Raw genomic sequence first — 21,070 nt, 5'->3', positions numbered from 1 at the left:
TTGGTTATCAAATGGGGACGGAAACTTAAAAACAAAGGAAATGCTATTATCACAATTTAAATGCGAAACAGCTTAGATAGCGACACAAATGCTGATGGCAAACTTGACGATGCAGACGCGATTGTTGGATATTTATCTAACTTGGCAGGCAAATCGCTTCAGGCAATCACTCCGCCCGATACCCAGTTAATGAGTTGGGTATTTGATGAAAAGAGCGACGGGATTTTTGTTACAATTAGAAAAGACTCGGATGGCGATCGCAAATTTACCGAAAAAGATGATATAGATTTTGTCCGAGTGAATGTCAGCAAACCCAATGTTGGCCAAGAGATAATCGACGGTAAAACTCGGCAAGAATTGCAAAAAATTCTTATTAATTCAAAGTAAAGATAAGGTGGGCCACCTACTTGAATTGACAGGAGATTTGCTTTGAAAACACTATTTTTGGCTTGGCAAGACCCGGGCAGCGGTTCTTGGTTTCCGATTGGTCTATTGACATTTAACGGTAAAGAATACCGATTCAGTTATACAAAGGGTGTTCTAGAAGCTCAGCTTAAGTGCGGGTTTGGGCCCTTGCCATCTTTCCCTGATTTCAATAAGGTTTACACTTCACAGAAACTGTTTCCCTTGTTTTCTAATCGAGTGCGGCCGCGATCGCGCCCTGACTACCCTGAATTTGTACAGTGGTTGAATATCCCTGAACACGAACATGACCCAATTGCTTTATTGGCGCGCAGCGGAGGGAAACGGGTAACTGATAAATTTGAGGTGTTCCCTTGTCCCGAACCGGATGAAAATGGACGTTACTGTATTCATTTTTTGGCAGATGGACTGCGATACCTTTCAAAGTCGGCAATTGAACGGATTAATCGGCTTCAAGTGGGCGAACTTTTGTATTTAGCCCACGAATTTCAAAATCCGCACGATTCCTCTGCTTTGCTTCTGTGTACTGAAGATCACTGGATTGTAGGCTATTGTCCGCGCTATCTTTGCGGGGATTTTTTTCAACTTATCTCGCAGCATCGAGAATTGGTTCGCGTAGAAGTCGATCGCCTCAACCAACCCCCAACGCCGCTACAGTTCCGCTTGCTGTGCAAGATGACGGCCGATTGGCGAGACTTTCGCCCTTTCCAAGGCCCGATGTACCAGCCGGTTAGCAGTGATGTTTTAGCTGCGAGTGCGATCGGATAATCAGCAACAATAAGTAAAATTACGATCGCAGAATTAGGGAAGAAGTCAAGTTAATTATTGTGAATTGAATACAGAAGATTGCACAATTTATACAAATAATTAGCTCAATGTTGACATTTTTTCCATAATAGAGTATGTTTGAGCTAATTTATCGATTCCAAATTCCGCAGTCTCAGTTTAACCCATAGAATTTATGAAAGTTAGAGCTAAACATTGCTAATGCTTTCCATTAGTATTGTTCTTCTGCGGGAAACCAATTATAGTTATACTTTTTATAATTAAAATTGGTCGGGGTGCGAAATTGACCGAACATAAACTTCAGATAATTGTGAGTATGAACAAAAAAATAAAGATTGGGGTTGCTGAAGCTTTTGGTACTTTTGTGTTGGTATTAGGTGGATGTGGCAGTGCGGTTTTAGCTGGAGACAAAATTGGCTTTTTGGGAGTGTCGATCGCCTTTGGCCTGTCCCTCTTAATCATGGTTTATACGATCGGCCCTATCTCTGGCTGCCACATTAATCCGGCGGTAAGCGTTGGTTTAGTAGTTGCCAAACTGATCGATGCTGTTTTGCTTCCTTATTATATAGGAGGTCAGATTGTAGGGGGAATTTTAGGCGGTCTTGTTTTGTACATGATAGCATCAGGAAAACCGGGTTTTGATGCGGCGGCTTCGGGATTTGCGTCTAACGGTTTTGCAGAACATTCTCCCACTGGTTACGGACTTTTGGCAGCAGCTTTGACGGAAATTGTACTGACTGCTTTTCTATTATTTACAATCATGGGTACTACCCATCCCAAATATCCCGTCGGTTTGGGCGGAATTCCGATCGGCTTGATGCTGGTGTTGATTCACTTAATCGGAATTCCCGTAACCAATACTTCAGTTAACCCAGCTAGAAGTATCGGTGTCGCACTTTTTCAAGGCGGATGGGCAATCCAACAGTTGTGGGCGTTTATTGTATTCCCAGTGATTGGTGGAATTATCGGCGTTTTGGCTTATAATTTCATTAAACCGACTATGGAAGAAATTTGATCGAGAATCAAAAATAAACCGGGTTTATTGAATTTTTTAGGGTGGTAGAATTCATCCGGCAACTTAAGAAACCCGGTTTGTCGATCGCACAAATCGATGAGATTGCAAGTATTTCGGTAAATAGGTGCCATGATTACGATCGTGATGGGAGTCTCAGGTTCTGGCAAAACTACCGTTGGCAAGTTGCTGGCGCAATCTCTCAATTGGGATTTCAGCGATGCCGACGATTTTCACCCATCAGCTAATATCGAGAAAATGAGTCGGGGCATTCCTTTAGAAGATGCGGATCGCTTTCCTTGGCTATTACAATTGCAAGCTGCAATAGACAGGTGGCTGTTGGAAAATAAAAATGTTGTGTTGGCTTGTTCTGCTTTAAAAGCATCTTACCGCGAAATGCTCTGCCGAGACCAGCAGCGGATGAAAATAGTTTATCTCAAATGTTCTTTTCAGTTATTGGCAGCCAGGTTAAAAAGTCGCGAAAATCACTACATGAAAGCAGAGTTGCTGTTAAGTCAGTTAGACACTCTCGAAGAACCAGAAAATGCAATTATCCTAGATGCTTCGCAGCCGCTAGAGGTAATCGTGCGCCAAATTAGAAATCATCTGATGTGCGGTTAATTGCCCACAATAAAACCTATAATACCAAATCTGGCTTAAATACGTGTTTATTTTTTAGTCCCTCTCAGCTAGGACGAGAGTTTGTATAGTAGGGATTCCAAACGGCGAGTCTTATCGAGGGTTTTTAACGCGGGTTTAGTATAAGAGTTATTTTTTTTGAGCAACCGGGTTTCTGAACCAAATTTAGCCCCCTCTCCGTTTCCGGGGGAGAGGTTTGGCGTGCTAATGTTTGTACAAATACAAGAAAGCTTCTACTTCAGCGGCGGTTGGTTGAGCTTTAATTGCACCCGGTTTCATCGCTGTCATCGAACCTACCGCACTCGCATAAGTTACAACTTTTTTTGTTATTTCTGGAGTGGCTAAACTCTTAATTCCCACCTTGCACAATTGGCTGACAAAACCAGCCAGAAAACCGTCGCCGGCACCTGTTGTATCCTCAACATCTACTTTAAATGCGGGGATTTTTCCTTCATTTTCCGAGATACAATAGGCGCAACCTTTCTCGCCTGCAGTCACCAAAACGCCTTCTACGGAATCGAGGCGGTAGGTAATAGCTCCAGCGTCGGTAGTGTCAAACAACCATTCGGCTTCTTCCTCAGATAACTTGACAAAATCAACTTTTTTTAAGAGTTTTCTAATGTGCGCTTTTGCTTCGTCTGGATTTTGCCAAAACACGGGACGCCAATTGATGTCAAGTATAATTTTAAGGTCATACTGTTCTGCTAGCTCCATCGCTCGGGCGATCGCCTCTCGACTTTCAGGATAAGCTAATTCTAAAGTGCCTAGCACTAAAAATTCGGCATTTTCAAACAGCACCTCGGGTAGTTGTGCAGCGAGGAGGTGGGTGTCGGCAAAATCCGCAGTATGAAATTCGCCAAAACCAGCAAAAGTTCGATCGCCTGCTTGATTCCGCAAGACATAAACTTGCCGCGTCGGCGCACTCTGATGGTGCTGCACTCCAGCGGTATCAACCCCTACTTCTTGCAATACCTGCACTAGGGAATTCCCCAATTCATCCCCACCTACAGCACCGATAAATCCCGCCGCCGTCCCCAATTTAACCAAAGCACAGGCAACATTAGCAGGAGCACCGCCTGGATATGCAGTCCAAGATTCTACCTCTTCGAGAGATACTCCTGGTTTGTCTGCTAAACAATCAAATAAGATTTCACCCAGACACAGAACGCGAGGATAAGTCATATCTATTTTAGATTTTAGATTTTAGATTTTAGATTTTAGATTTTAGACCAGCAGTAGACAGCTCAATAATTATTTTTAACCCATCCCAGAAAAATTGCAAGCTATTTTTTAATGGCTGCTCCTATAATATCAGACTTACTGATACTGGCAGTTACTCCCTCAACGCACAAGTGCAGTGCGGGCATATCAGTTGTTTTACCTGAAAACATCTGCGGGTTTGGCCCGGATGTCAGATGCGCGCAGGTAAAGGGATCACGCGCCACCCTCCGGTGCCAGCAGTGCAAGTCGGTGCGCGTCATGCTGTGTCGGCGCTGGGTTTGCACTTTTTGCGATTCTGCAAGCGAGTTGGTGCTTGGGGCCCAAAATAGTAGCACAGCAAATTTAATTTTCTCTTCATACTTCATCCCTCATCCTCTAGAATTGTAGATAGGTAAATATGCAGACATAGGAAAAATTTATGAGCGGGAGCGTCTCTGGGACCCCTGTCACCCTGTCGGACAGAGAATTGCAAGTGGTAGAGTTAGTAGCGGCGGGATTGACTAATGAGAAAATAGCCGAAAAGTTAGAGATTAGCAAGCGTACAGTTGACAACCACATTAGCAATATCTTGAACAAGACGCGCGCCGACAATCGAGTTACGCTGGTACGTTGGGCGTTGCAGTGGGGGAAGGTATGTTTGGACAATATTAATTGCTGCCCTCTACCGGGGCCGCTCGATAAAGAAGTATCTTAAGTAGGGGTTCTGGTTGGGGACAGGCAAAGAAATGATGCAAACGGCACAAGAAAAACAACTCCGCTATCAAATTCAATGCCCTGGATTGCCGCTGGCGGTGTATCGCGAAGTGGCAGCCCATTTGCGTCAAGTTGAAGGGGTGCAAACCGGTTTAATTCCGCAGCAGTCGCAGCGGTTTGATTACGGCGACAGCCAAATTGGGGGTTTGTGGATACAGTATCCTGAAGGGTTCGATTTGGCAGGTCGCGAGCGAGTCGATCGCATTTTGGCTTATTATGGCGATCGTTACGGAGCTTGGGAATTATTAAGTCATTAGTTATTGGGAATTGGAAATTGTTAGCTGTTGACTGTTAACTGTTGACTCATAACTAATGACTAATGACTAATGACAACTGACAACTGACAACTGACTAACAAAATGAGTGCAATTAAAACTTTACCGGGAACGCGGGATATTTTGCCCGCTGAAATTCAATACTGGCAAAATATAGAAGAAGTCGCTAGAACAATTTTGAAAAAAGCGGCTTACCGAGAAATTCGGACGCCTATTTTTGAACAGACATCTTTATTTGAACGCGGCATCGGCGAAGCTACCGATGTTGTAGGCAAAGAAATGTACACTTTTAAGGATAAAGGCGATCGATCGACTACTTTGCGTCCAGAAGGCACCGCCGGAGTAGTCCGAGCTTTTATTCAAAACAGTTTGTACGCAGCAGGAGACGTGCAGCGTCTGTGGTATGCTGGGCCGATGTTTCGCTACGAACGCGCACAAGAAGGAAGACAGCGGCAGTTCAATCAAATTGGCGTGGAAGTCTTGGGGAGTGCGAATCCTCGTGCGGATGTCGAAGTAATTGCGATCGCCTGCGACATCCTGCAAACCCTCGGTTTAAAAAATTTGCGCCTCGATATTAATTCTGTCGGAAATAAGCAAGACCGACAAAATTATCGGCAAGCTTTGATAGATTATTTTACACCGCACAAAGACGAATTAGACGCGGATTCTCAAGATCGGTTGACTCGCAATCCGCTGCGGATATTGGACAGCAAAAATCAGCGAACTCAAGAAATTGTAGCTGGTGCGCCTAGCATTTTAGAATATTTGGGCGACGAGTCGCGATCGCACTTCGAGCAAGTGCAGCTTATGCTCACAAATTTAGGAATTAGCTATCAGTTAAATCCCAGATTAGTGCGCGGTTTAGATTACTATACCTACACCGCATTTGAAATTATATCCGACGATTTGGGAGCGCAAGCAACAGTTTGCGGTGGTGGCCGCTACGACGGTTTAGTCAAGGAATTGGGCGGCCCAGATACGGCGGCAGTTGGTTGGGCAATGGGTATCGAAAGGTTGATTATCCTGCTGCAAAAGTTGCAACCTTTGCCCGTGCCAAAGTTAGATTTTTATTTGGTATCCAGGGGCGAAAAAGCAGAACAGCAATCGGTATTGTTAGCACAAAAATTGCGGATTGCGGGGTTTAGCGTCGAGATAGATTTGAGCGGCAGTGCGTTCGGAAAACAGTTTAAAAGAGCCGATAGAAGCGGTGCTGTTGCGTGTTTAGTTTTGGGAGATGCGGAAGCTGAAAACGAGACGGTACAATTGAAATGGTTGGCGAGTGGTGAACAAAGTGCGATCGGGCAATCTGAACTACTAGCAATGACAAACGAGCTACAGCAGAAAATTAACAACCCTTAGAACTCTCGGTTTTAGCCAAGTCTAGATCCCCCTAAATCAGGGGGACTTTGAATTCCAATCCTCTCGTTACCAGGCTCTGCCCGGTAACGAAGATCCAGAAGCTCGGCCTCGTCATTAAGCCATTAACATTAATCCCAAAAACCAAAAGATATAATTTAATCATTAAAACCACTAACCTCTGATAAACTATGTCTGTAGCAACTAAAAATCCTGAAACAAAACTCACAATCACCTGGCCGCTACTACCAAAAGATTTCCAACTACCAGACGACCCAGTGGAAGACGAAAGCCAACCATTATTAGCCGCCGCTTTGCGCCAGCCACTAACAGGATTTCCTGAATTAATGCAGGATGCCTTAGTTGTTTCCAACTTTGCCTTGTGTGCCGGAATTAGTTTCCCAGGTTCAACCAACGACGAACAGCGTATTATCTGCAAAGCACCAGATTGGATGTACGTGAAACCCGTCAATCCAAAAAATGTCTCGCAAGTCCGCCGTAGTTACACGCCACACACAGAAGGAACCATCCCCCAAATCGTGATGGAATTTCTTTCAGAAACCTATGGAGAAGAATACTCAGTTGAATTTACCTCGCGGGTGGGAAAGTGGTATTTTTATGAGCAAGTAATTAAAGTCCCCCGATACGTCATATTCCGAGCCAAAACAGCTCATTTAGAAGTTTACGCTTTAGAATCAGAGCGTTACAACTTGCAAAAACCAGAGGAAAACGGACGTTATTGGATACCGGGATTAAACCTATTTTTAGGTATTTGGGAAGGAACACACGAAGGAAGGACAGGCTGTTGGTTGAGATGGTGGGATGCAGAAGGCGAGTTGTTGCTGTGGTCTGAGGAAAGAGTAGAACAAGAACGCCAGCGAGTAGAACAAGAACGCCAGCGGGCCGATCGCGAACGACTCCGCGCTGAAAAATTGGCCGAAAAACTGCGTCAAGCCGGGATCGAGTTAGATGACGAAGAGTGAAATATCAATTGATGAGTCGAGTTCGATCGTGTTTTGGTATGATGACACTCTTGTGGTGCGGGCATCCAGCCCGCCCTTGGCTAACTTTACACTCCTATGTTAATCGAACGTCTCCAGCCGATCGCCTGGACAACAAAACCGCGACTCATATCCTTATTTTCTGGTTGCGGCGGCATGGATTTGCCATTCCACCAAGCCGGATTTGAGGTAGTTTGGGCGATCGACTCCAATCCATACGCCTGCAAAACATTCCGCAGAAACATCGCCGATGTCATCATCAACGACAGCATAGAAAATATAGACATTGCACAAGTTCCCGAAGCTGAAATATGTATAGGAGGCTTCCCTTGTCAAGACTTTTCCCTAATTTGGAAACGGCCCGGTCTGGAAGGAACCAGAGGCAATTTATATACATACTTCCTCGATTTTGTCAACAAAAAAAAGCCCAAAGCTTTTGTAGCAGAAAATGTAAAAGGCTTATTAAGTGCAAATAATTATCAAGCAATAAAACAAATAATTTCTGACTTTGAAAGTATTGCACCAGGCTACTTAGTTAAACCTAAACTCTACAACTTTGCTGATTACGGAGTTCCCCAATTTCGCCAAAGAGTTTTATTAGTTGGCATTCGGATGGATACAGGATTTAACTTTGTGCATCCTCAGCCAAAATACGGTATAAATCGCAAAAATCCTTATCGAACTGCGGGCGAAGCACTCAAAAATGTAGAAACAGTTCTTGACAATAACAAACATCATAAAATTCATTCCCGCACCGTTGAAATTTTGAATCGAATTAAACCGGGAGGCAATTTTTCGGATATTCCCAAGGACAGTCCATACTATGTAAAAGGTATGATCAGTCACGTTTATCGGCGAATTCATCCAGATAAACCATCATCGACAATCATTGCTGGTGGAGGTGGCGGAACTTGGGGTTATCATTATTTAGAACCGCGTTCTTTGACAAATCGTGAAAGAGCAAGATTGCAAACATTTCCCGATGATTTTGTTTTTGAAGGTTCTACGACTGAAGTGCGGCGGCAGATTGGGAATGCCGTGCCACCGGAGGGAATTGTTGCTGTTGTTAAGGCTTTAATTCCGCTCTTTAATGAGAATTATCCGAAAGTGGATTTATATGAAATGAGTAAAAAGTTGCAGGGTATGTCAATTCAACAACGATTAAAATGGGCTGAATCCGAGGGATTCGAGCAGAGTTTGCAGTTAATTTGAAAGTGTGGTATAATCAAACTACCTGAGTCAGATGAAGCTTAAATCTTATGTCTAAGTCAGGTTATATATTTTTATTTATCGATGCCTGTAAACTTAATCATTGCTGGCGTGAACAAAAACTTAACTACAGGAAACCCCTCTAGAAACACACCTCATTACGAGTATCCCCAAGGCATCCCTGAGTGCTATGCGGATATCGTAGAGGAACTGCGGACTCAGGCTCAAGATGTTCGATCGAGAGATATTGGAAAACCCAGTGGTGGTAATGCTGCGGCTGCCAAACTAGAACTCGCAATGGGTAGAGTTTATAGCAAAGAAGCTACCAGCAAGAAAAAGCCTCTCAATATTCCAGGCCAAGACAATGGGCCAAAGTTGTGTTTTCCGGAAAGGATTGACAGAGCAGCAGTCTCTGAAAATTTCAACGAAAAACACGCTGAGTACAAGCTCTTCAATGCACTTGCAGCAGAGTTGGAAGGAGATAGTGTACCTTCTGAGGCGACAGGAAGGCTTTACCTTTACACGGATCTGGATATGTGTTCGGGCTGCAACACTACCTGCGATGAAGACTTTGCTAGGTGGTTCCCCAACATTGAAGTGATTATCTTCTACGAGGAGCCATATCCGTAGAAATATAGGATAGCCAGTAGAGCCAAGGAAGGCTTTACTGGCTTCTCTGGGTAAGGTAGAATGGAGGTGATATTAATCTTAAAATTAGCTTGATCTTGGTTGACGATCAAGGAAAATACATAAGGAGGGAAAGTCAATGATAAAGTTTGACAGAGGTCATTACACCGATTTCAAGTTGCCCAACAATTCAGATATTCCAAAGCAATTACAGCAAACACTTCAGACGGTTTGGGACAGAAAATATGATGATTTATACGAACGAGGTGGAAAGTGCAATGTAGAAGAAGCTTTTGTTGAAGTAATGACAGCCTTTGGAATGCCTAATGATCCAATATCCCATCAGCGATACGTCTATATGGCTTATGGAATAGCATTAGCAGCTAAACCGACCATTAAACATTACTTTCCTGAAGAACACAAAGCTGATATCGTTGAAGGAATTGTATCTTGTTGGCTTAAGGATAGTTGTGAAATCCCAGAAACTTGGGCTGATACCTTGTTTCCTAATATCAACAAAATTGGAAAATATCAAGCTACTGACGAAGCTTATAATATTTTCTACGGCTTGCTGCAAACACTCAACACCAAAACAGCCTATAATGCCATCTTGGATATTTTGTATGATGCCATTACCGGAGATGCTATTTCTGGTTTTGCTGCTGCTCAACGAGATATGTTTAATTGGTGGTTAATTGAGGTGGTTCCTGCTGCCTATTGTTTAAAGTTGCCATCTACTTTATATTCAGGAAAATGGGAATTTCCACCACTGAGTCAGTGCGCTTAAGTAATGACCAAAGTAATTGGAAAAGAGTGCGTGTTGCTGATTCTAGTTAACTTAAGGCACCGTGAAACCTTTGATCGATCGCACTTTTTCCTCCTCCCTCAACCCTTTACACTGCACCAAAACCCCAAAACCCCCCAAACCCATCGGATCGATCAATTGATGCAAAGCCTCCCGGCGCCGCAAAAACGTTGCCACATCCAATACTTCCGCATCATTTGTAGATAGAGAAGCAATACGATCGCCCAAACCCAAGGCCATCAAAAACAAAGCCTGTTGAGTGAACCCGACCGTATTCAAACCGCACAATTCACCCTGCCTTTCCAGCACCGTAAAATTAACATGAGCCGTTAAATCCTGCCGCCCCACATTAATATAAGGATTATTGTGATATCGGTGGCGATAATAACACTGTAGCGTCCCCTCCCTGCGCCTCGGATTGTAATAGCGGTGCGCCGGATAGCCATAATCAATAGTTAACAAATATCCCCGCTGCAACTTTTGAGCAACTGTACTCATCCAGTCCAAAGCCGCCAAATTCACCTCACTGCGATAACCATCTCCATAAACACTTGCCGACAAATCGATGCCCACAAAATCCAAATATTCGGCAATTTTAGGCGTGGAAACTTCGCCAACTACCTCAAGAAAATTTATTTCTTCTTGTAGACTTTTGGGGGTTTCGGCGGCAACGTAAATCTCCCTAACTTGCCCTTGTTCCAGAATAAATTGATGCACTGGTAAAGCATCGACCAATTCATTAGAAAAGAAACAGCCGATAATCGAATTATTAACTATTTCATCCCAATTGCACCACTTAACAGACTTGATATCGGCTAACCTTTGCCGCTGTTCCGCTTGGAGTACAGGGGAAACTTCAATAATAATGTATTCTAAAATATCAAAAAAATCAGGATATTGTCGTTGCAGATATTGCAGCACATTTTCGGCGAAAGTTCCCCGCCCCGCCCCCATTTCTACGACAGTAAAAGGATGAGGTTTGCCGATAAATTCCCACATTTCCACAAACTGCTCCGCCAAAACCTCGGCAAAATCAGCGCCCCAATGAGACGAGGTGATAAAATCGCCTTGTTTGCCGATCGACTGTCGATCGCTATTATAGTAACCGTGCTGCGGATGATATAATGTCAAATCCATATATTCAGCAAAAGTAATACGCTGCTGGGGACTGGCGGCAATTCTTTCGCAGATTAAATTGCAGAGTTCCGAGTTGCTGTCATTGATATCTGATTGCTGAACTTTCATAATTTATAGAATCAAATTTTGATGTTATTTCATTTGTGAAGGAGAGATTTTTTTTATTAACCGCAGAGGGCGCAGAGGGCACAGAGGAAGAGAGAAGAGGGAAACAAGGTACATTCTAGCGACGTTAATAGCAATATTAATCGATATCCATCCGCGTTGATCCGCGTTCATCTGCGATTAAAAAAAATCAACCCGGTTCCCAAAAAAAACCGGGTTAAATTCTCAGATAAAAACTGACCAAACCTACCTGTCAACCGAGCCCATAATAATGTCGATACTCCCCAAAATCGCCACCAAATCCGCAATCTTCACACCGCGCACAATGTGAGGCAAAATCTGCAAATTATTAAAATCCGCAGCCCGAATCTTCCACCGCCAAGGAAACGTACTATCGTCTCCGATAATATAAATCCCCAACTCACCCTTGCCGCTTTCAACGCGGACGTAATGTTCGCCCTTGGGAATCTTAAAAGTCGGCGCTACTTTTTTGCCAATAAACTGATAGTCAAAACCATTCCATTCCGATTTTGGCCCGCTTTCTAAGCGCTTCGCTTCTAAATTTTCGTAAGGGCCGCCAGGAAGTCCTTTCAAGGCTTGATAGATAATTTTAACTGACTCGCGCATCTCCCGAATTCGGACTAAGTACCGGGCCAAACAATCGCCCGCAGCTTCGGTACAAACTTCCCAGTCGAAGTCGTCGTAGCATTCGTAATGGTCAACCTTCCGCAAATCCCACTTCACGCCGGAACCGCGCAACATAGGGCCGGACAGTCCCCAGTTAATCGCTTCGTTGCGGGAAATCGTACCCAGGCCTTCAATCCGGCGGCGGAAAATCGGATTGTTGGTAATTAAACGTTCGTACTCGTCAACTTTGGGAATGAAGTAATCGCAGAAATCTTGGCACTTGTCCACCCAACCGTAAGGCAAATCTGCGGCAACTCCGCCGATGCGGAAATAGTTATTATTCACCATGCGATAACCTGTGGCTGCTTCCCACAAGTCGAGAATTGGTTCGCGATCGCGCATAGTATAGAAAAAAGGAGTTTGCGCCCCCACGTCCGCCAAAAACGGCCCTACCCACATCAAGTGGTTAGCAATCCGGTTCAACTCCAGCATAATTACCCGAATATAACTAGCCCGTTTGGGGACAGCAATATTTGCCAACTTTTCCGGTGCATTCACTGTCACCGCTTCGTTAAACATCCCCGCAGCGTAGTCCCAGCGGCTCACGTAGGGCACGTACATCACGTTGGTGCGGTTTTCGGCAATTTTTTCCATCCCCCGGTGCAGATAGCCCAAAACAGGCTCGCAGTCCACCACATCTTCCCCGTCCAGGGTGACAATTAACCGGAGTACCCCGTGCATGGAAGGGTGGTGCGGCCCCATGTTGAGCACCATCGGTTCGGTTCTAGTCTCAATTCTTGACATAATTAAATGAATTAATGATTACTGACTATTGTTGATTTTTGTTTCGCTTTATAGATTATGAAGGATATCGAGCTCTCTGAGAAGGATACCCCTGGATCGGATGTCAGTATTGACACCTATCACGTTCCAGTTTTGGGTCAAGAATTAATTGCGGGTTTAGCAGTGCGTCCCGGCGGGCACTATTTGGATGCGACACTTGGGGGCGGCGGACACACGAGTTTGATTTTAGCGGCGGCGCCAGATGTTACAGTGGTGGCGATCGACCGCGATGAACAAGCCATCCGTTTTTGCCAAGCCCGATTTGCCAACTCGCCCGTTGAGTTTTGGCACGGCAACTTTGCTGAATATCAGTCCCCAGAAGCCGAATTTGATGGTATCATAGCAGACTTGGGCGTCAGCTCGGCTCAGTTCGATACACCGGAACGAGGATTTAGTTTTCGCCACCCAGCTCAACTAGATATGCGTATGAACCAGCAGCAATCTTTGACGGCAGAAGAGATTATCAATCACTGGGAAGAAGTTAAACTAGCAGATATTATTTACAAGTACGGTGAGGAGCGACTGTCGCGGCGCATCGCGAGGCGGATTGTGCAGGGGCGTCCTTTTCAAACTACAACAGAACTTGCAGGGGCGATCGCCCGAGCCTTCCCTCCCAAGCAGCGGAACGGCAGAATCCATCCGGCCACCCGCACTTTCCAAGCTTTAAGGATAGCCGTCAACTCCGAACTAGCTTCTTTAGAAACTTTCCTCAACCAAGCGCCAAGGTGGTTAAAACCCGGTGGGAGAATCGGAATCATTACATTTCACAGCCTGGAAGACCGACCGGTCAAGCACCAACTCAGAGGAACACCCTGTTTGCAGGTACTGACAAAAAAGCCGATCGGGCCGCAATCCGAAGAAGTAGCTAGAAATCCCCGCTCTCGTTCTGCTAAGCTCAGACTGGCAGAAAGATTAACTTGATTCGGCAATAGTAATATGCTTGCTGCAAAAAGTTCAGAGATTAGGGGGACTAGAATGCAGCAATCAAGTACGATTTGGCAAAGAGGTAGGGAATAGCGCCAACAACCAACCGCTAACCCTCCGGGTACAGTGGGGCTTGAAATACAGCCGGTTTAGACCACACTCAGGTAGCGATACCGGAGTTAGTAGTAAGTGTTAAAAATCACACCGAAGACAGTGGGCAGCTACTTAAGAGCTCTGCAATCAGAGCATTAATTAGTCATTTGGGAGGCTGGTGTGTTTATAAAAGTAGCGACTGCTAACACGGTCGTTGCTCCTATCAAAGCACGAAAGCTGACTCGCGAATTTTCCCTATTGAAGCGGCCTACCGAGGCGGGTTACAGTATCGAAAGCCTCTCATCTGTCGTGCGAACAGATGGTGCGAAAGGAATGCTCACCTTAAGGTAAAACGGGTTTCTTTAACTCAACTTGACGTAACTGATATGTTGCATATATCCAGCCCCCCTTTTCCTCCCGCCACCTTGCTGAATACAGCTATGGTGGGGGTTTTCAAGGGGGAAGAAAGATGAGTCGGGGAGATGGAAGCAAGCTGAAACTGATGGTAGTCGATGACGAACCCGATAACTTGGATTTATTGTACCGGACGTTTCGACGCGACTTTCAAGTTTACAAAGCAGATAGCGCCCTCAGCGCCCTGGAAGTTCTAGACGAACAGGGCGAGATGGCGGTGATTATATCTGACCAGCGGATGCCAGAAATGAATGGCACCGAGTTTTTGGGGAAAACTGTCGAGCGATTTCCCGATACGATTCGGATTCTGCTAACGGGATACACAGATGTTGAAGATTTGGTCGAGGCCATCAACTCAGGTCAAGTTTTCAAATACATCACCAAACCGTGGAATCCAGAAGAACTCAAATTGGTGATCAATCAAGCCTCAGACACTTACAAATACTACAAGCAGCGCAGCGTTGCATTGCGCCGCGCTTTGCGCAAGGAATCTCTGTTCAATGAGGTAATGAGCGTGATTCGCGGGTCGCTAGATTACTCTAGTATGGTACAAACTATTGTTCAAACCGTAGGTCAAACTTTTGAAGCCAACTATTGTATGCTGCGGCCGGTAGAAGCCGATCGACTATTGCCGAGTACCTTCCCCTACCAAGCCCAAACCACCGAACCCAGCAGCTTTTCTTTTGATGAAAATTTGCTGGTTCAAGCTGTAGCCAGCCGCCAAACTCAAGTGAACCAAAACAGTGGGGGGGACGGTAACTCGGTTGAGATTGCCGTGCCCCTGACTTACCAGCAAGAATTGCTGGCGGTACTGGCTTTGTCCCAGATTGGCGGCACTAACCCTTGGTCGGCAGAAGAGATAGAGTTAATAGAAGGTGTAGCAGCTCAAGCTGCTCTCGCCCTGTCTCAAGCTAAGCTCTACCAGCGCACTCTGGATTTAGCCAAGCAGATGCAAAACGAGTTGGAAGTGGCTCGCCAAATCCAAACAAACTTGTTGCGCCAAAGTTGGCCGGATTTTGAAACTGTCAGGGTGCAAGCTTGCTGCTATCCCGCGCGGGAAGTTGGCGGCGACTTTTTTGAAGTCTACGTCCACTCTCAAGGGGATATTTGGATAGCGGTGGGAGATGTTTCGGGTAAGGGAGTTCCGGCTGCTCTATTTATGGCCAGCGCGATTTCGGTGATGCGGCGGGAACTTTCCCAAGAAGTTTCTCCAGAACCCGCTCAAGTTATGCAGAACATGAATAGCAGTATGTCTGACGACCTGATCGGCAACAACCATTTTATTACAATGGTTGTAGCTCGTTACACTCCGTCAACGGGACACCTCGCCTTTGCTAATGCCGGTCATATTTACCCGATCGTTTGGTCTCACTCGGAGGTGAAAGCTCAAGCCGCTAGCGGTAAAACGCCAGTCGAGCCGAATTTCCTGAAAGCTCGTGGCATTCCCTTGGGGATACTACCAGTTTGGAGAGGCAAAGCAGGTACGATCGAATTAAAGTCAGGAGATGTATTTCTGCTGACGAGTGACGGGATTACTGAAGCTAGCGTGACCACTGAAGCGGTCGCAGGGGGTGTACCAACCCGTTCTATGCTACAACAAGAAGGGCTTTGGCAACTCTTGATTCAGGAGCCTGGTTCCTTCAACTTGGACAATTTATTGGCTCACATCCGAGCCGACAATCCCGTTCAGGAAGACGACCAAACCATACTCTCTCTGGAGGTTCTCTGAATCTGTCAGCGACTCCCGACGCATAGTCGGGGGTGAGAGCCGAAAAAACTGAAGCCCTGCTTGTTGACCGCCCACACAGTAGTCCCGCAAAGGACTGCGTTACAGTCAACAGTAAAAAACCTAGCCCGCGATCGCGCGCAGCTAGTTTCCTGAATCGCTTTCCTGGGGGATTAAACACCTGTAAAGGGTTAAAGTAGAAGGCATTCGTCAGAAATAACCAACGCTTAAAAGCCAGGGATTGAAACAAAGATTTTTTATACCTCACTGCTTGCAGTCTCGGTATAATTATCAATTGTTAATGGGGTTTATACCCATAACTAAAGTTTTCAACTATACTCTTAACTTCTGCCTTCTACCGAATGACGAATGCCTGATTTTTAAACAGAAAAGGCTGGTATCCCCCGAGTAGCGACAAGTATTGAGACCGAATAAATTCGGCGCGTCGTGTTTCATCCCTGGTCTGAAGACACAGGGTTTTCAAACTTACGGGATTTTTATATGAATACTGAGCTTCATGTGCCAAGCGACTTGCGGTTTTTAACAATTGTTGAAAATTGGTTGCTGAGCAGTTTGGAAGTTGAGCTAGGAGAGCACGTCGATTGGCCGCGTCAGTCGAATCGTTTGCGCTTGGTGTTAGCAGAAGCCTATTCTAACGTGATCCGCCATGCTCACAAAGATCAACCCAATTTGCCCGTGTTAATTCGCTTGAATTTAAAAAATAGGGATATTGGTTTAGAAATTTGGGATTACGGTAAAGGTTACGAAATGGATACTTACAATCCCCCGAGGCCGGAAGCTAAACAGGAAAGCGGCTACGGCTGGCTGATTATGAGCAGACTTATGGATCGGGTGGACTACACTTTGCAAATAGACGGTCGCAACTGTCTGAAGTTAGAAGCTAGCTTGCCGGAAAAATCTTAATTAGTCATGAGTCATTAGTCATGAGTGATTAGTGATTGACAATGCACTTTTTGACTCGCTTTGGCTGTCTGTCGCACGGTGCGGTGACAGCCACTTTTTCGTGGAGTATCGTCGGCCCAACGCGAGACTGTAAGATTGTAGGGCTAAAGTCCCGATCGCACAAAGACGGAAGAAACGGGGTTTTTATACCTTTAGTGGCACTTCACCAGAGATTTGGATAAAAAACCCGGTTGCTGCCTCATTCTTGCGATAAAAAGCCGTTCCACCTGTCGATCGCCTGACTTGAGGCATTACGTGCGATGACAGGTCGAACCCCAATAAGCAATTTAAATCTGAAACAGCTTATTAAACATCAAATTTCTTATGAGGCCGCAGATTGAGCAATTCTTGGGGAGAAGCTAACAGTTTGACGGTAACAGAAAGGATTTCTTGGTCAGAATTGAGCAAGAACAGCCATGCGACATTAATACCAAATGCGGAAGTTTGCACCCGACCGCTGACCTGAACTTCTACTTTGCCATCTTCTAAAGTTTGGCTGACACCTTGCTGGGGTTTGAGCTGCATTCCTCGCGCTTCTGTTTTGAGATAAGTAGCGATCGAGATGCTGCCCATAATTGGCTCTTCAAACGGCGCGTGCAGAACCCCGTCATCAGCAAATAAATTAGCCGTCGCTTCAAAATCGCCCGCGTTTAAAGTTTCAAAATATCGCAGTACAGTTGGATTTGTGATGCCGGCAATCGTTATAGAGCTACTTAAAATAGGTGGAGTTGTTGCGGTCATAAAACAAGTGATTTCAGAGGAGTAAGTATACTGTAATCATTCTCTTTGTCGTAGCAAATCCCTCAAAAGATATAAGTAGAGCGAGGAAAATAATTCTCCGAAAAAAGGAGGAACCGGAGAGCATGGAGCGCAGCTTTCAGAGCGAGCGACTAAAATCAATACTAATTAAAAAAAAAATGCAACTCTAGGGAAGCTACAAACCCTCGTAGTCATCAGTCATTCCCAATTATTCAATTATTCAATTCTTTAATGCTATAAACCCAGACACCTGCCGGCATCTGGGTTTCTGGGCAAGTCTGTTTGACTGACCGAACCCTCAGATTTTATTTGCGCATCAAATTGAGTAATTCTTTAGGAGATGCCAACAAGTCGATCGCCACAAAGAAAATTTGACCTTGGGGATCTAGCAAAAACCGCCACGCAATATTCATGCCCATATTCGAGCCGAACCAGGGAGTTTCGACTTTGCCGGTGACTTTCACTTGGCGGTAGCCATCTTCTGCGGGTTCGGACACGCCTTGCTGCGGCATCATTTTGAGTCCGACGCATTCTTCCCGCATATAGTTGAGGATGGCTTCGCGACCCACAATCGGCTTTTGGAAAGGTGGTTGCAGGGCACCTTCTTGGGCAAATAAACCGACGGCTGGGGTGAAGTCGAAGGCGTTCATGTAGTCGATGTAGTTGAGGACAGTCTGCTCGCTGATACCCTCAATTTTGGTTTTCACCCGCTCTTCTACAGCGGTGGGAGTGCTGCGGGGGGCCGAGCGTTTGCCGTACTCTTGGCTGAAATCTGGGTCGTAGCCCATGTGAACTACGGTGTTGCGAAGTACGGTAATTTGCTGACCCGGATCGAGTTTCTTGATGGTTTCAAGGACTGCGGTGGCTTCGGGAGACATTTGATAGCCCGCGGGGATCGGAGCGACAACGCCTTGTTTCATCAACTGTCCCAACTCGTACCAGAAACCGAGTTTGGTGTTGACGCGCAAGGATGTGTAGATCCGGCCGATTGTGGTGTCAGCGTTGCTAGCCAGGTCGTACATGGTTTTGCTTTGATCGGCAGGCGACATCTGCTTAATTTCGCCCAGGATGCCTTCGACAAGCGCCATGCTGGCTACTCCCGGTGCTGCTGCGGTGATGGAAACGCCCATTTCGGTGTAGGCATACCAAAGCAAGGCTAGTTGGTCTTCAACGCTGAGTTTGTAGAACGCTTCCGTCGTAGCCGGAACAATGCTCGCAATCTCGGTGTTGGAAAAAATAGATTGAGCTGATTGAATGCTAACTGCCATGTGTCTTTTGTGAGATTTTTGATTTTAGTGAGGTACTTGAGTTAGGGACTCTCAAGCTGCCTTGATTAAAATTATGTAACGTTTTGTTAACTTTTGCAAATATAAATTACATATGGCTGAGTTACAAAACTATAATCAATGGTTGGGTAAATTGCGATCGGCGTCACTAAACGGTGCGCCAAATTAGTTTATTTAGGAAACCGATCGTTAAAATCGCTTTGCATATCATATAAAATCAAAATAGTCAATACAAAAGGTAAATATTTGCCTGGTGTCAAATGAAAGCGCCAATTAGCAGCATTTTGGTGAAGCAAAAAGCCCTGGAGTTGGGATTTCACAAAGTCGGGATAGCCTCAAAAGACGCGGATTTCGATCTAGAAAAACAAAGATTGCAGGCTTGGTTGGATAAAGGCTATCAAGCGGATATGGGATGGATGGCTAACCCGAAACGTCAGGATATTCAATTGGTGATGCCAGAGGTGCAGTCCTTAATATGTGTCGCCATCAATTACTACACGCCTCACCAACGCCCGGGCGGTTCCGAATATGCTAAAATCTCTCGCTACGGCTGGGGCCGAGATTACCACAAAATTCTGCACAAAAAACTGAAGGTTTTGGCAAATTGGCTGCGATCGCAAGGCGAGGGAATTGAAGCGCGGTATTATGCTGATACTGGCCCCATTCAGGATAAGGTGTGGGCGCAGCGGGCAGGGATTGGCTGGATTGCCAAAAATGGTAACGTAATTTCGCGCGAATACGGTTCTTGGGTTTTTTTGGGCGAAATCTTGACTAATTTGGAGTTAGCGCCGGATGAGTCCCATACGGAACATTGCGGTACTTGCACTCGCTGCATTGAGGCGTGTCCGACGGGGGCAATTACTGAGCCTTTTGTGGTGAATGCCGATCGGTGTATAGCCTATCACACGATCGAGAATCGAGCCGAAAAATTGCCCGACGAAATTGCATCTAATTCACAAGGTTGGGTAGCAGGTTGCGACATTTGTCAAGATGTTTGTCCTTGGAATCAGCGATTTGCGAAACCAACTGATGTTGCAGAATTTGAGCCTTATCCTGAAAACATAGCGCCGACACTTGCGGAATTGGCAGAAATTTCCGATGAAGAGTGGAACCGCCGATTTACAGCTTCGGCGCTGCGGCGAATTAAGCCGGAAATGCTGCGGCGAAATGCTACGGCAAATCAAATTAATCATTAAAAGTTGAGATGTTCGCCCTTCGGGTGCGTTCATAAGCACCTTACCCTATACATAATAGCCGTAGGGTGCTTGTGGGCGCACCGAAAGCCCATACATTATGGAGTCAATCATTCCCATCTAAAATCTAAAATCTAAAATCTAAAATCTAAAATGGTATGATTCACCGTTCCTTATTTGCTATTGTCCAATGACCAAAGTAATTATTTTTGATTTTGACGGTACTTTAGCAGATACAATCGATATTCTTTTGAGTATCACCAACCGTTTGTCAGTTGAATTTGGCTTTAAGTCGGCAACCAAAGAGGAACTGGCTCAACTTAGCAATTTAAATTCTTGGCAAATTCTGATGTATTCGGGAATTTCCATCTTCAAATTCCCGCTGCTAATTAGAAAGCTGAAAGCAGAGTTGCGGAGTGAAATTCCGAATATTCATTTATTTTCCGGGATTAAAGAAGTTTTGTTAGAGTTAAAAAACAGCGGTTTTCAACAGGGTATTATTACCTCTAATTCTAGAGAAAATGTTTGGGATTCGCTTGAAAAAAATGGGTTGCAAGATACCTTTAATTTTATTTATTCAGGAACAACTTTTGGAAAACATAAAGTAATTAATCGATGGTTAAGTAAACAAAATATTAATCCCGAACAAGTCGTTTATGTGGGAGATGAAATTAGAGATATAGAAGCAGCTAAAAAAACTAAGATTAAAGTAATTGCTGTCGGTTGGGGTTTTAATTCTCGGTCAGCTTTGGCGGCACACAATCCCGATTTTTTGATCGAACGCCCCCAGGAATTAATCGGAGTTATCAATAATATCTGTAGTTTAGACTAAATAAAGATGAGAACGGTGGCTTTCAGAAGAACTAGAGCCACCGCGCCGGGAGAGAATAAGG

General features: G+C 45.1%; 22 protein-coding genes. 16 read left to right on the top strand and 6 right to left on the bottom strand.

Annotated elements, in window-relative coordinates; all coding sequences use genetic code 11:
- The first annotated feature begins 60 nt into the window (after positions 1–60).
- The 4 genes from QUA78_RS28220 (at position 61) to QUA78_RS28205 (ending at position 2,842) form a co-directional block, all read left to right on the top strand.
- Positions 61–387: a hypothetical protein gene (locus tag QUA78_RS28220; RefSeq protein ID WP_333399145.1), complete on the top strand. Its 327-nt coding sequence runs from the start codon at positions 61–63 to the stop codon at positions 385–387.
- 42 nt (positions 388–429) lie between these two features.
- Positions 430–1,191, top strand: a complete 762-nt coding sequence (locus QUA78_RS28215) for an HIRAN domain-containing protein (RefSeq protein ID WP_333305003.1) — start codon at positions 430–432, stop codon at positions 1,189–1,191.
- Positions 1,192–1,525: 334 nt separating this feature from the next.
- The gene (gene aqpZ / locus QUA78_RS28210; protein WP_333305005.1) at positions 1,526–2,224 is read left to right on the top strand and encodes an aquaporin Z; all 699 of its coding nucleotides are present in this window, start codon (positions 1,526–1,528) and stop codon (positions 2,222–2,224) included.
- A gap of 129 nt (positions 2,225–2,353) precedes the next feature.
- Positions 2,354–2,842, top strand: coding sequence for a gluconokinase (locus QUA78_RS28205; RefSeq protein WP_333305006.1), 489 nt, complete (start codon positions 2,354–2,356; stop codon positions 2,840–2,842).
- Between the two features lie 222 nt (positions 2,843–3,064).
- On the opposite strand, the gene QUA78_RS28200 is transcribed toward QUA78_RS28205, so the two are convergent.
- Positions 3,065–4,042, bottom strand: a complete 978-nt coding sequence (locus QUA78_RS28200; protein WP_333305008.1) for a carbohydrate kinase — start codon at positions 4,040–4,042, stop codon at positions 3,065–3,067.
- Positions 4,043–4,143: 101 nt separating this feature from the next.
- Positions 4,144–4,446: a hypothetical protein gene (locus QUA78_RS28195; RefSeq protein ID WP_333305010.1), complete on the bottom strand. Its 303-nt coding sequence runs from the start codon at positions 4,444–4,446 to the stop codon at positions 4,144–4,146.
- A gap of 53 nt (positions 4,447–4,499) precedes the next feature.
- Between QUA78_RS28195 and QUA78_RS28190 the strand changes: the two genes are divergently transcribed.
- The 7 genes from QUA78_RS28190 (at position 4,500) to QUA78_RS28160 (ending at position 10,089) form a co-directional block, all read left to right on the top strand.
- Positions 4,500–4,775 carry a photosynthetic electron transport-dependent transcriptional regulator PedR gene (locus QUA78_RS28190; RefSeq protein ID WP_333305012.1) on the top strand — a complete coding sequence of 92 codons (276 nt, stop codon included), beginning with the start codon at positions 4,500–4,502 and terminating at the stop codon, positions 4,773–4,775.
- A 34-nt stretch (positions 4,776–4,809) separates the two neighbouring features.
- Positions 4,810–5,091 carry a hypothetical protein gene (locus QUA78_RS28185; RefSeq protein ID WP_333305027.1) on the top strand — a complete coding sequence of 94 codons (282 nt, stop codon included), beginning with the start codon at positions 4,810–4,812 and terminating at the stop codon, positions 5,089–5,091.
- Positions 5,092–5,193: 102 nt separating this feature from the next.
- Positions 5,194–6,468, top strand: a complete 1,275-nt coding sequence (hisS, locus tag QUA78_RS28180) for a histidine--tRNA ligase (RefSeq protein ID WP_333305013.1) — start codon at positions 5,194–5,196, stop codon at positions 6,466–6,468.
- A 188-nt stretch (positions 6,469–6,656) separates the two neighbouring features.
- Positions 6,657–7,448 (top strand): Uma2 family endonuclease, encoded by a 792-nt coding sequence (locus QUA78_RS28175; protein ID WP_333305015.1) that lies wholly within the window; start codon positions 6,657–6,659, stop codon positions 7,446–7,448.
- Positions 7,449–7,544: 96 nt separating this feature from the next.
- On the top strand, positions 7,545–8,678 hold the full coding sequence (locus QUA78_RS28170) for a DNA cytosine methyltransferase (RefSeq protein ID WP_333305017.1): 1,134 nt from the start codon (positions 7,545–7,547) through the stop codon (positions 8,676–8,678).
- An 81-nt stretch (positions 8,679–8,759) separates the two neighbouring features.
- Positions 8,760–9,305, top strand: a complete 546-nt coding sequence (locus tag QUA78_RS28165; RefSeq protein ID WP_333305019.1) for a deaminase domain-containing protein — start codon at positions 8,760–8,762, stop codon at positions 9,303–9,305.
- Positions 9,306–9,441: 136 nt separating this feature from the next.
- Entirely contained in the window at positions 9,442–10,089 is a 648-nt protein-coding gene (locus tag QUA78_RS28160; protein WP_333305021.1) for a hypothetical protein, read from the top strand.
- 51 nt (positions 10,090–10,140) lie between these two features.
- Here QUA78_RS28160 and QUA78_RS28155 read toward each other — a convergent pair whose 3' ends face one another.
- Both QUA78_RS28155 and QUA78_RS28150 read right to left on the bottom strand, forming a co-directional pair.
- Positions 10,141–11,352 (bottom strand): class I SAM-dependent methyltransferase, encoded by a 1,212-nt coding sequence (locus QUA78_RS28155; RefSeq protein ID WP_333305023.1) that lies wholly within the window; start codon positions 11,350–11,352, stop codon positions 10,141–10,143.
- A 243-nt stretch (positions 11,353–11,595) separates the two neighbouring features.
- On the bottom strand, positions 11,596–12,780 hold the full coding sequence (locus QUA78_RS28150) for an NAD(P)H-quinone oxidoreductase subunit H (protein WP_333305024.1): 1,185 nt from the start codon (positions 12,778–12,780) through the stop codon (positions 11,596–11,598).
- A gap of 57 nt (positions 12,781–12,837) precedes the next feature.
- Here QUA78_RS28150 and rsmH point away from each other — a divergent pair, with 57 nt between their 5' ends.
- The 3 genes from rsmH (at position 12,838) to QUA78_RS28135 (ending at position 16,900) form a co-directional block, all read left to right on the top strand.
- The gene (gene rsmH, locus QUA78_RS28145; RefSeq protein ID WP_333305025.1) at positions 12,838–13,740 is read left to right on the top strand and encodes a 16S rRNA (cytosine(1402)-N(4))-methyltransferase RsmH; all 903 of its coding nucleotides are present in this window, start codon (positions 12,838–12,840) and stop codon (positions 13,738–13,740) included.
- 565 nt (positions 13,741–14,305) lie between these two features.
- Complete coding sequence (locus QUA78_RS28140) at positions 14,306–15,979, top strand: SpoIIE family protein phosphatase (protein ID WP_333399144.1); 1,674 nt, start codon at positions 14,306–14,308, stop codon at positions 15,977–15,979.
- 498 nt (positions 15,980–16,477) lie between these two features.
- Entirely contained in the window at positions 16,478–16,900 is a 423-nt protein-coding gene (locus QUA78_RS28135; protein WP_006633914.1) for an ATP-binding protein, read from the top strand.
- 345 nt (positions 16,901–17,245) lie between these two features.
- Here QUA78_RS28135 and QUA78_RS28130 read toward each other — a convergent pair whose 3' ends face one another.
- Both QUA78_RS28130 and QUA78_RS28125 read right to left on the bottom strand, forming a co-directional pair.
- On the bottom strand, positions 17,246–17,680 hold the full coding sequence (locus QUA78_RS28130; RefSeq protein ID WP_333306768.1) for a nuclear transport factor 2 family protein: 435 nt from the start codon (positions 17,678–17,680) through the stop codon (positions 17,246–17,248).
- Between the two features lie 323 nt (positions 17,681–18,003).
- Positions 18,004–18,966: an orange carotenoid protein N-terminal domain-containing protein gene (locus QUA78_RS28125; RefSeq protein WP_333306769.1), complete on the bottom strand. Its 963-nt coding sequence runs from the start codon at positions 18,964–18,966 to the stop codon at positions 18,004–18,006.
- Between the two features lie 278 nt (positions 18,967–19,244).
- Between QUA78_RS28125 and queG the strand changes: the two genes are divergently transcribed.
- A complete protein-coding gene (gene queG / locus QUA78_RS28120; protein ID WP_333306771.1) occupies positions 19,245–20,180 on the top strand; it encodes a tRNA epoxyqueuosine(34) reductase QueG in 936 nt (311 codons plus the stop codon).
- Positions 20,181–20,367: 187 nt separating this feature from the next.
- On the top strand, positions 20,368–21,009 hold the full coding sequence (locus QUA78_RS28115; protein WP_333306773.1) for an HAD-IA family hydrolase: 642 nt from the start codon (positions 20,368–20,370) through the stop codon (positions 21,007–21,009).
- The last annotated feature ends 61 nt before the right edge of the window (positions 21,010–21,070 follow it).

It is taken from the genome of Microcoleus sp. K4-B3 (genome assembly GCF_036704615.1).
Classification (GTDB): Bacteria; Cyanobacteriota; Cyanobacteriia; order Cyanobacteriales; family Microcoleaceae; genus Microcoleus.
Note: the sequence above shows the minus strand (reverse complement) of the source record. Positions and strands in the feature narration are given on the sequence as shown.

Excerpts from the sequence above, each read along its gene's own strand:
- QUA78_RS28205 (WP_333305006.1), top strand. The coding sequence starts at position 2,354 with ATGATTACGATCGTGATGGGAGTCTCAGGTTCTGGCAAAACTACCGTT.
- QUA78_RS28195 (WP_333305010.1), bottom strand. The coding sequence starts at position 4,446 with ATGAAGTATGAAGAGAAAATTAAATTTGCTGTGCTACTATTTTGGGCC.
- QUA78_RS28170 (WP_333305017.1), top strand. The coding sequence starts at position 7,545 with ATGTTAATCGAACGTCTCCAGCCGATCGCCTGGACAACAAAACCGCGA.
- QUA78_RS28155 (WP_333305023.1), bottom strand. The coding sequence starts at position 11,352 with ATGAAAGTTCAGCAATCAGATATCAATGACAGCAACTCGGAACTCTGC.
- QUA78_RS28160 (WP_333305021.1), top strand. The coding sequence starts at position 9,442 with ATGATAAAGTTTGACAGAGGTCATTACACCGATTTCAAGTTGCCCAAC.
- QUA78_RS28200 (WP_333305008.1), bottom strand. The coding sequence starts at position 4,042 with ATGACTTATCCTCGCGTTCTGTGTCTGGGTGAAATCTTATTTGATTGT.
- rsmH (WP_333305025.1), top strand. The coding sequence starts at position 12,838 with ATGAAGGATATCGAGCTCTCTGAGAAGGATACCCCTGGATCGGATGTC.
- QUA78_RS28185 (WP_333305027.1), top strand. The coding sequence starts at position 4,810 with ATGCAAACGGCACAAGAAAAACAACTCCGCTATCAAATTCAATGCCCT.
- QUA78_RS28140 (WP_333399144.1), top strand. The coding sequence starts at position 14,306 with ATGAGTCGGGGAGATGGAAGCAAGCTGAAACTGATGGTAGTCGATGAC.
- QUA78_RS28220 (WP_333399145.1), top strand. The coding sequence starts at position 61 with ATGCGAAACAGCTTAGATAGCGACACAAATGCTGATGGCAAACTTGAC.
- QUA78_RS28115 (WP_333306773.1), top strand. The coding sequence starts at position 20,368 with ATGACCAAAGTAATTATTTTTGATTTTGACGGTACTTTAGCAGATACA.
- QUA78_RS28175 (WP_333305015.1), top strand. The coding sequence starts at position 6,657 with ATGTCTGTAGCAACTAAAAATCCTGAAACAAAACTCACAATCACCTGG.
- QUA78_RS28125 (WP_333306769.1), bottom strand. The coding sequence starts at position 18,966 with ATGGCAGTTAGCATTCAATCAGCTCAATCTATTTTTTCCAACACCGAG.
- queG (WP_333306771.1), top strand. The coding sequence starts at position 19,245 with ATGAAAGCGCCAATTAGCAGCATTTTGGTGAAGCAAAAAGCCCTGGAG.
- QUA78_RS28135 (WP_006633914.1), top strand. The coding sequence starts at position 16,478 with ATGAATACTGAGCTTCATGTGCCAAGCGACTTGCGGTTTTTAACAATT.
- QUA78_RS28190 (WP_333305012.1), top strand. The coding sequence starts at position 4,500 with ATGAGCGGGAGCGTCTCTGGGACCCCTGTCACCCTGTCGGACAGAGAA.
- aqpZ (WP_333305005.1), top strand. The coding sequence starts at position 1,526 with ATGAACAAAAAAATAAAGATTGGGGTTGCTGAAGCTTTTGGTACTTTT.
- QUA78_RS28165 (WP_333305019.1), top strand. The coding sequence starts at position 8,760 with ATGCCTGTAAACTTAATCATTGCTGGCGTGAACAAAAACTTAACTACA.
- hisS (WP_333305013.1), top strand. The coding sequence starts at position 5,194 with ATGAGTGCAATTAAAACTTTACCGGGAACGCGGGATATTTTGCCCGCT.
- QUA78_RS28150 (WP_333305024.1), bottom strand. The coding sequence starts at position 12,780 with ATGTCAAGAATTGAGACTAGAACCGAACCGATGGTGCTCAACATGGGG.
- QUA78_RS28130 (WP_333306768.1), bottom strand. The coding sequence starts at position 17,680 with ATGACCGCAACAACTCCACCTATTTTAAGTAGCTCTATAACGATTGCC.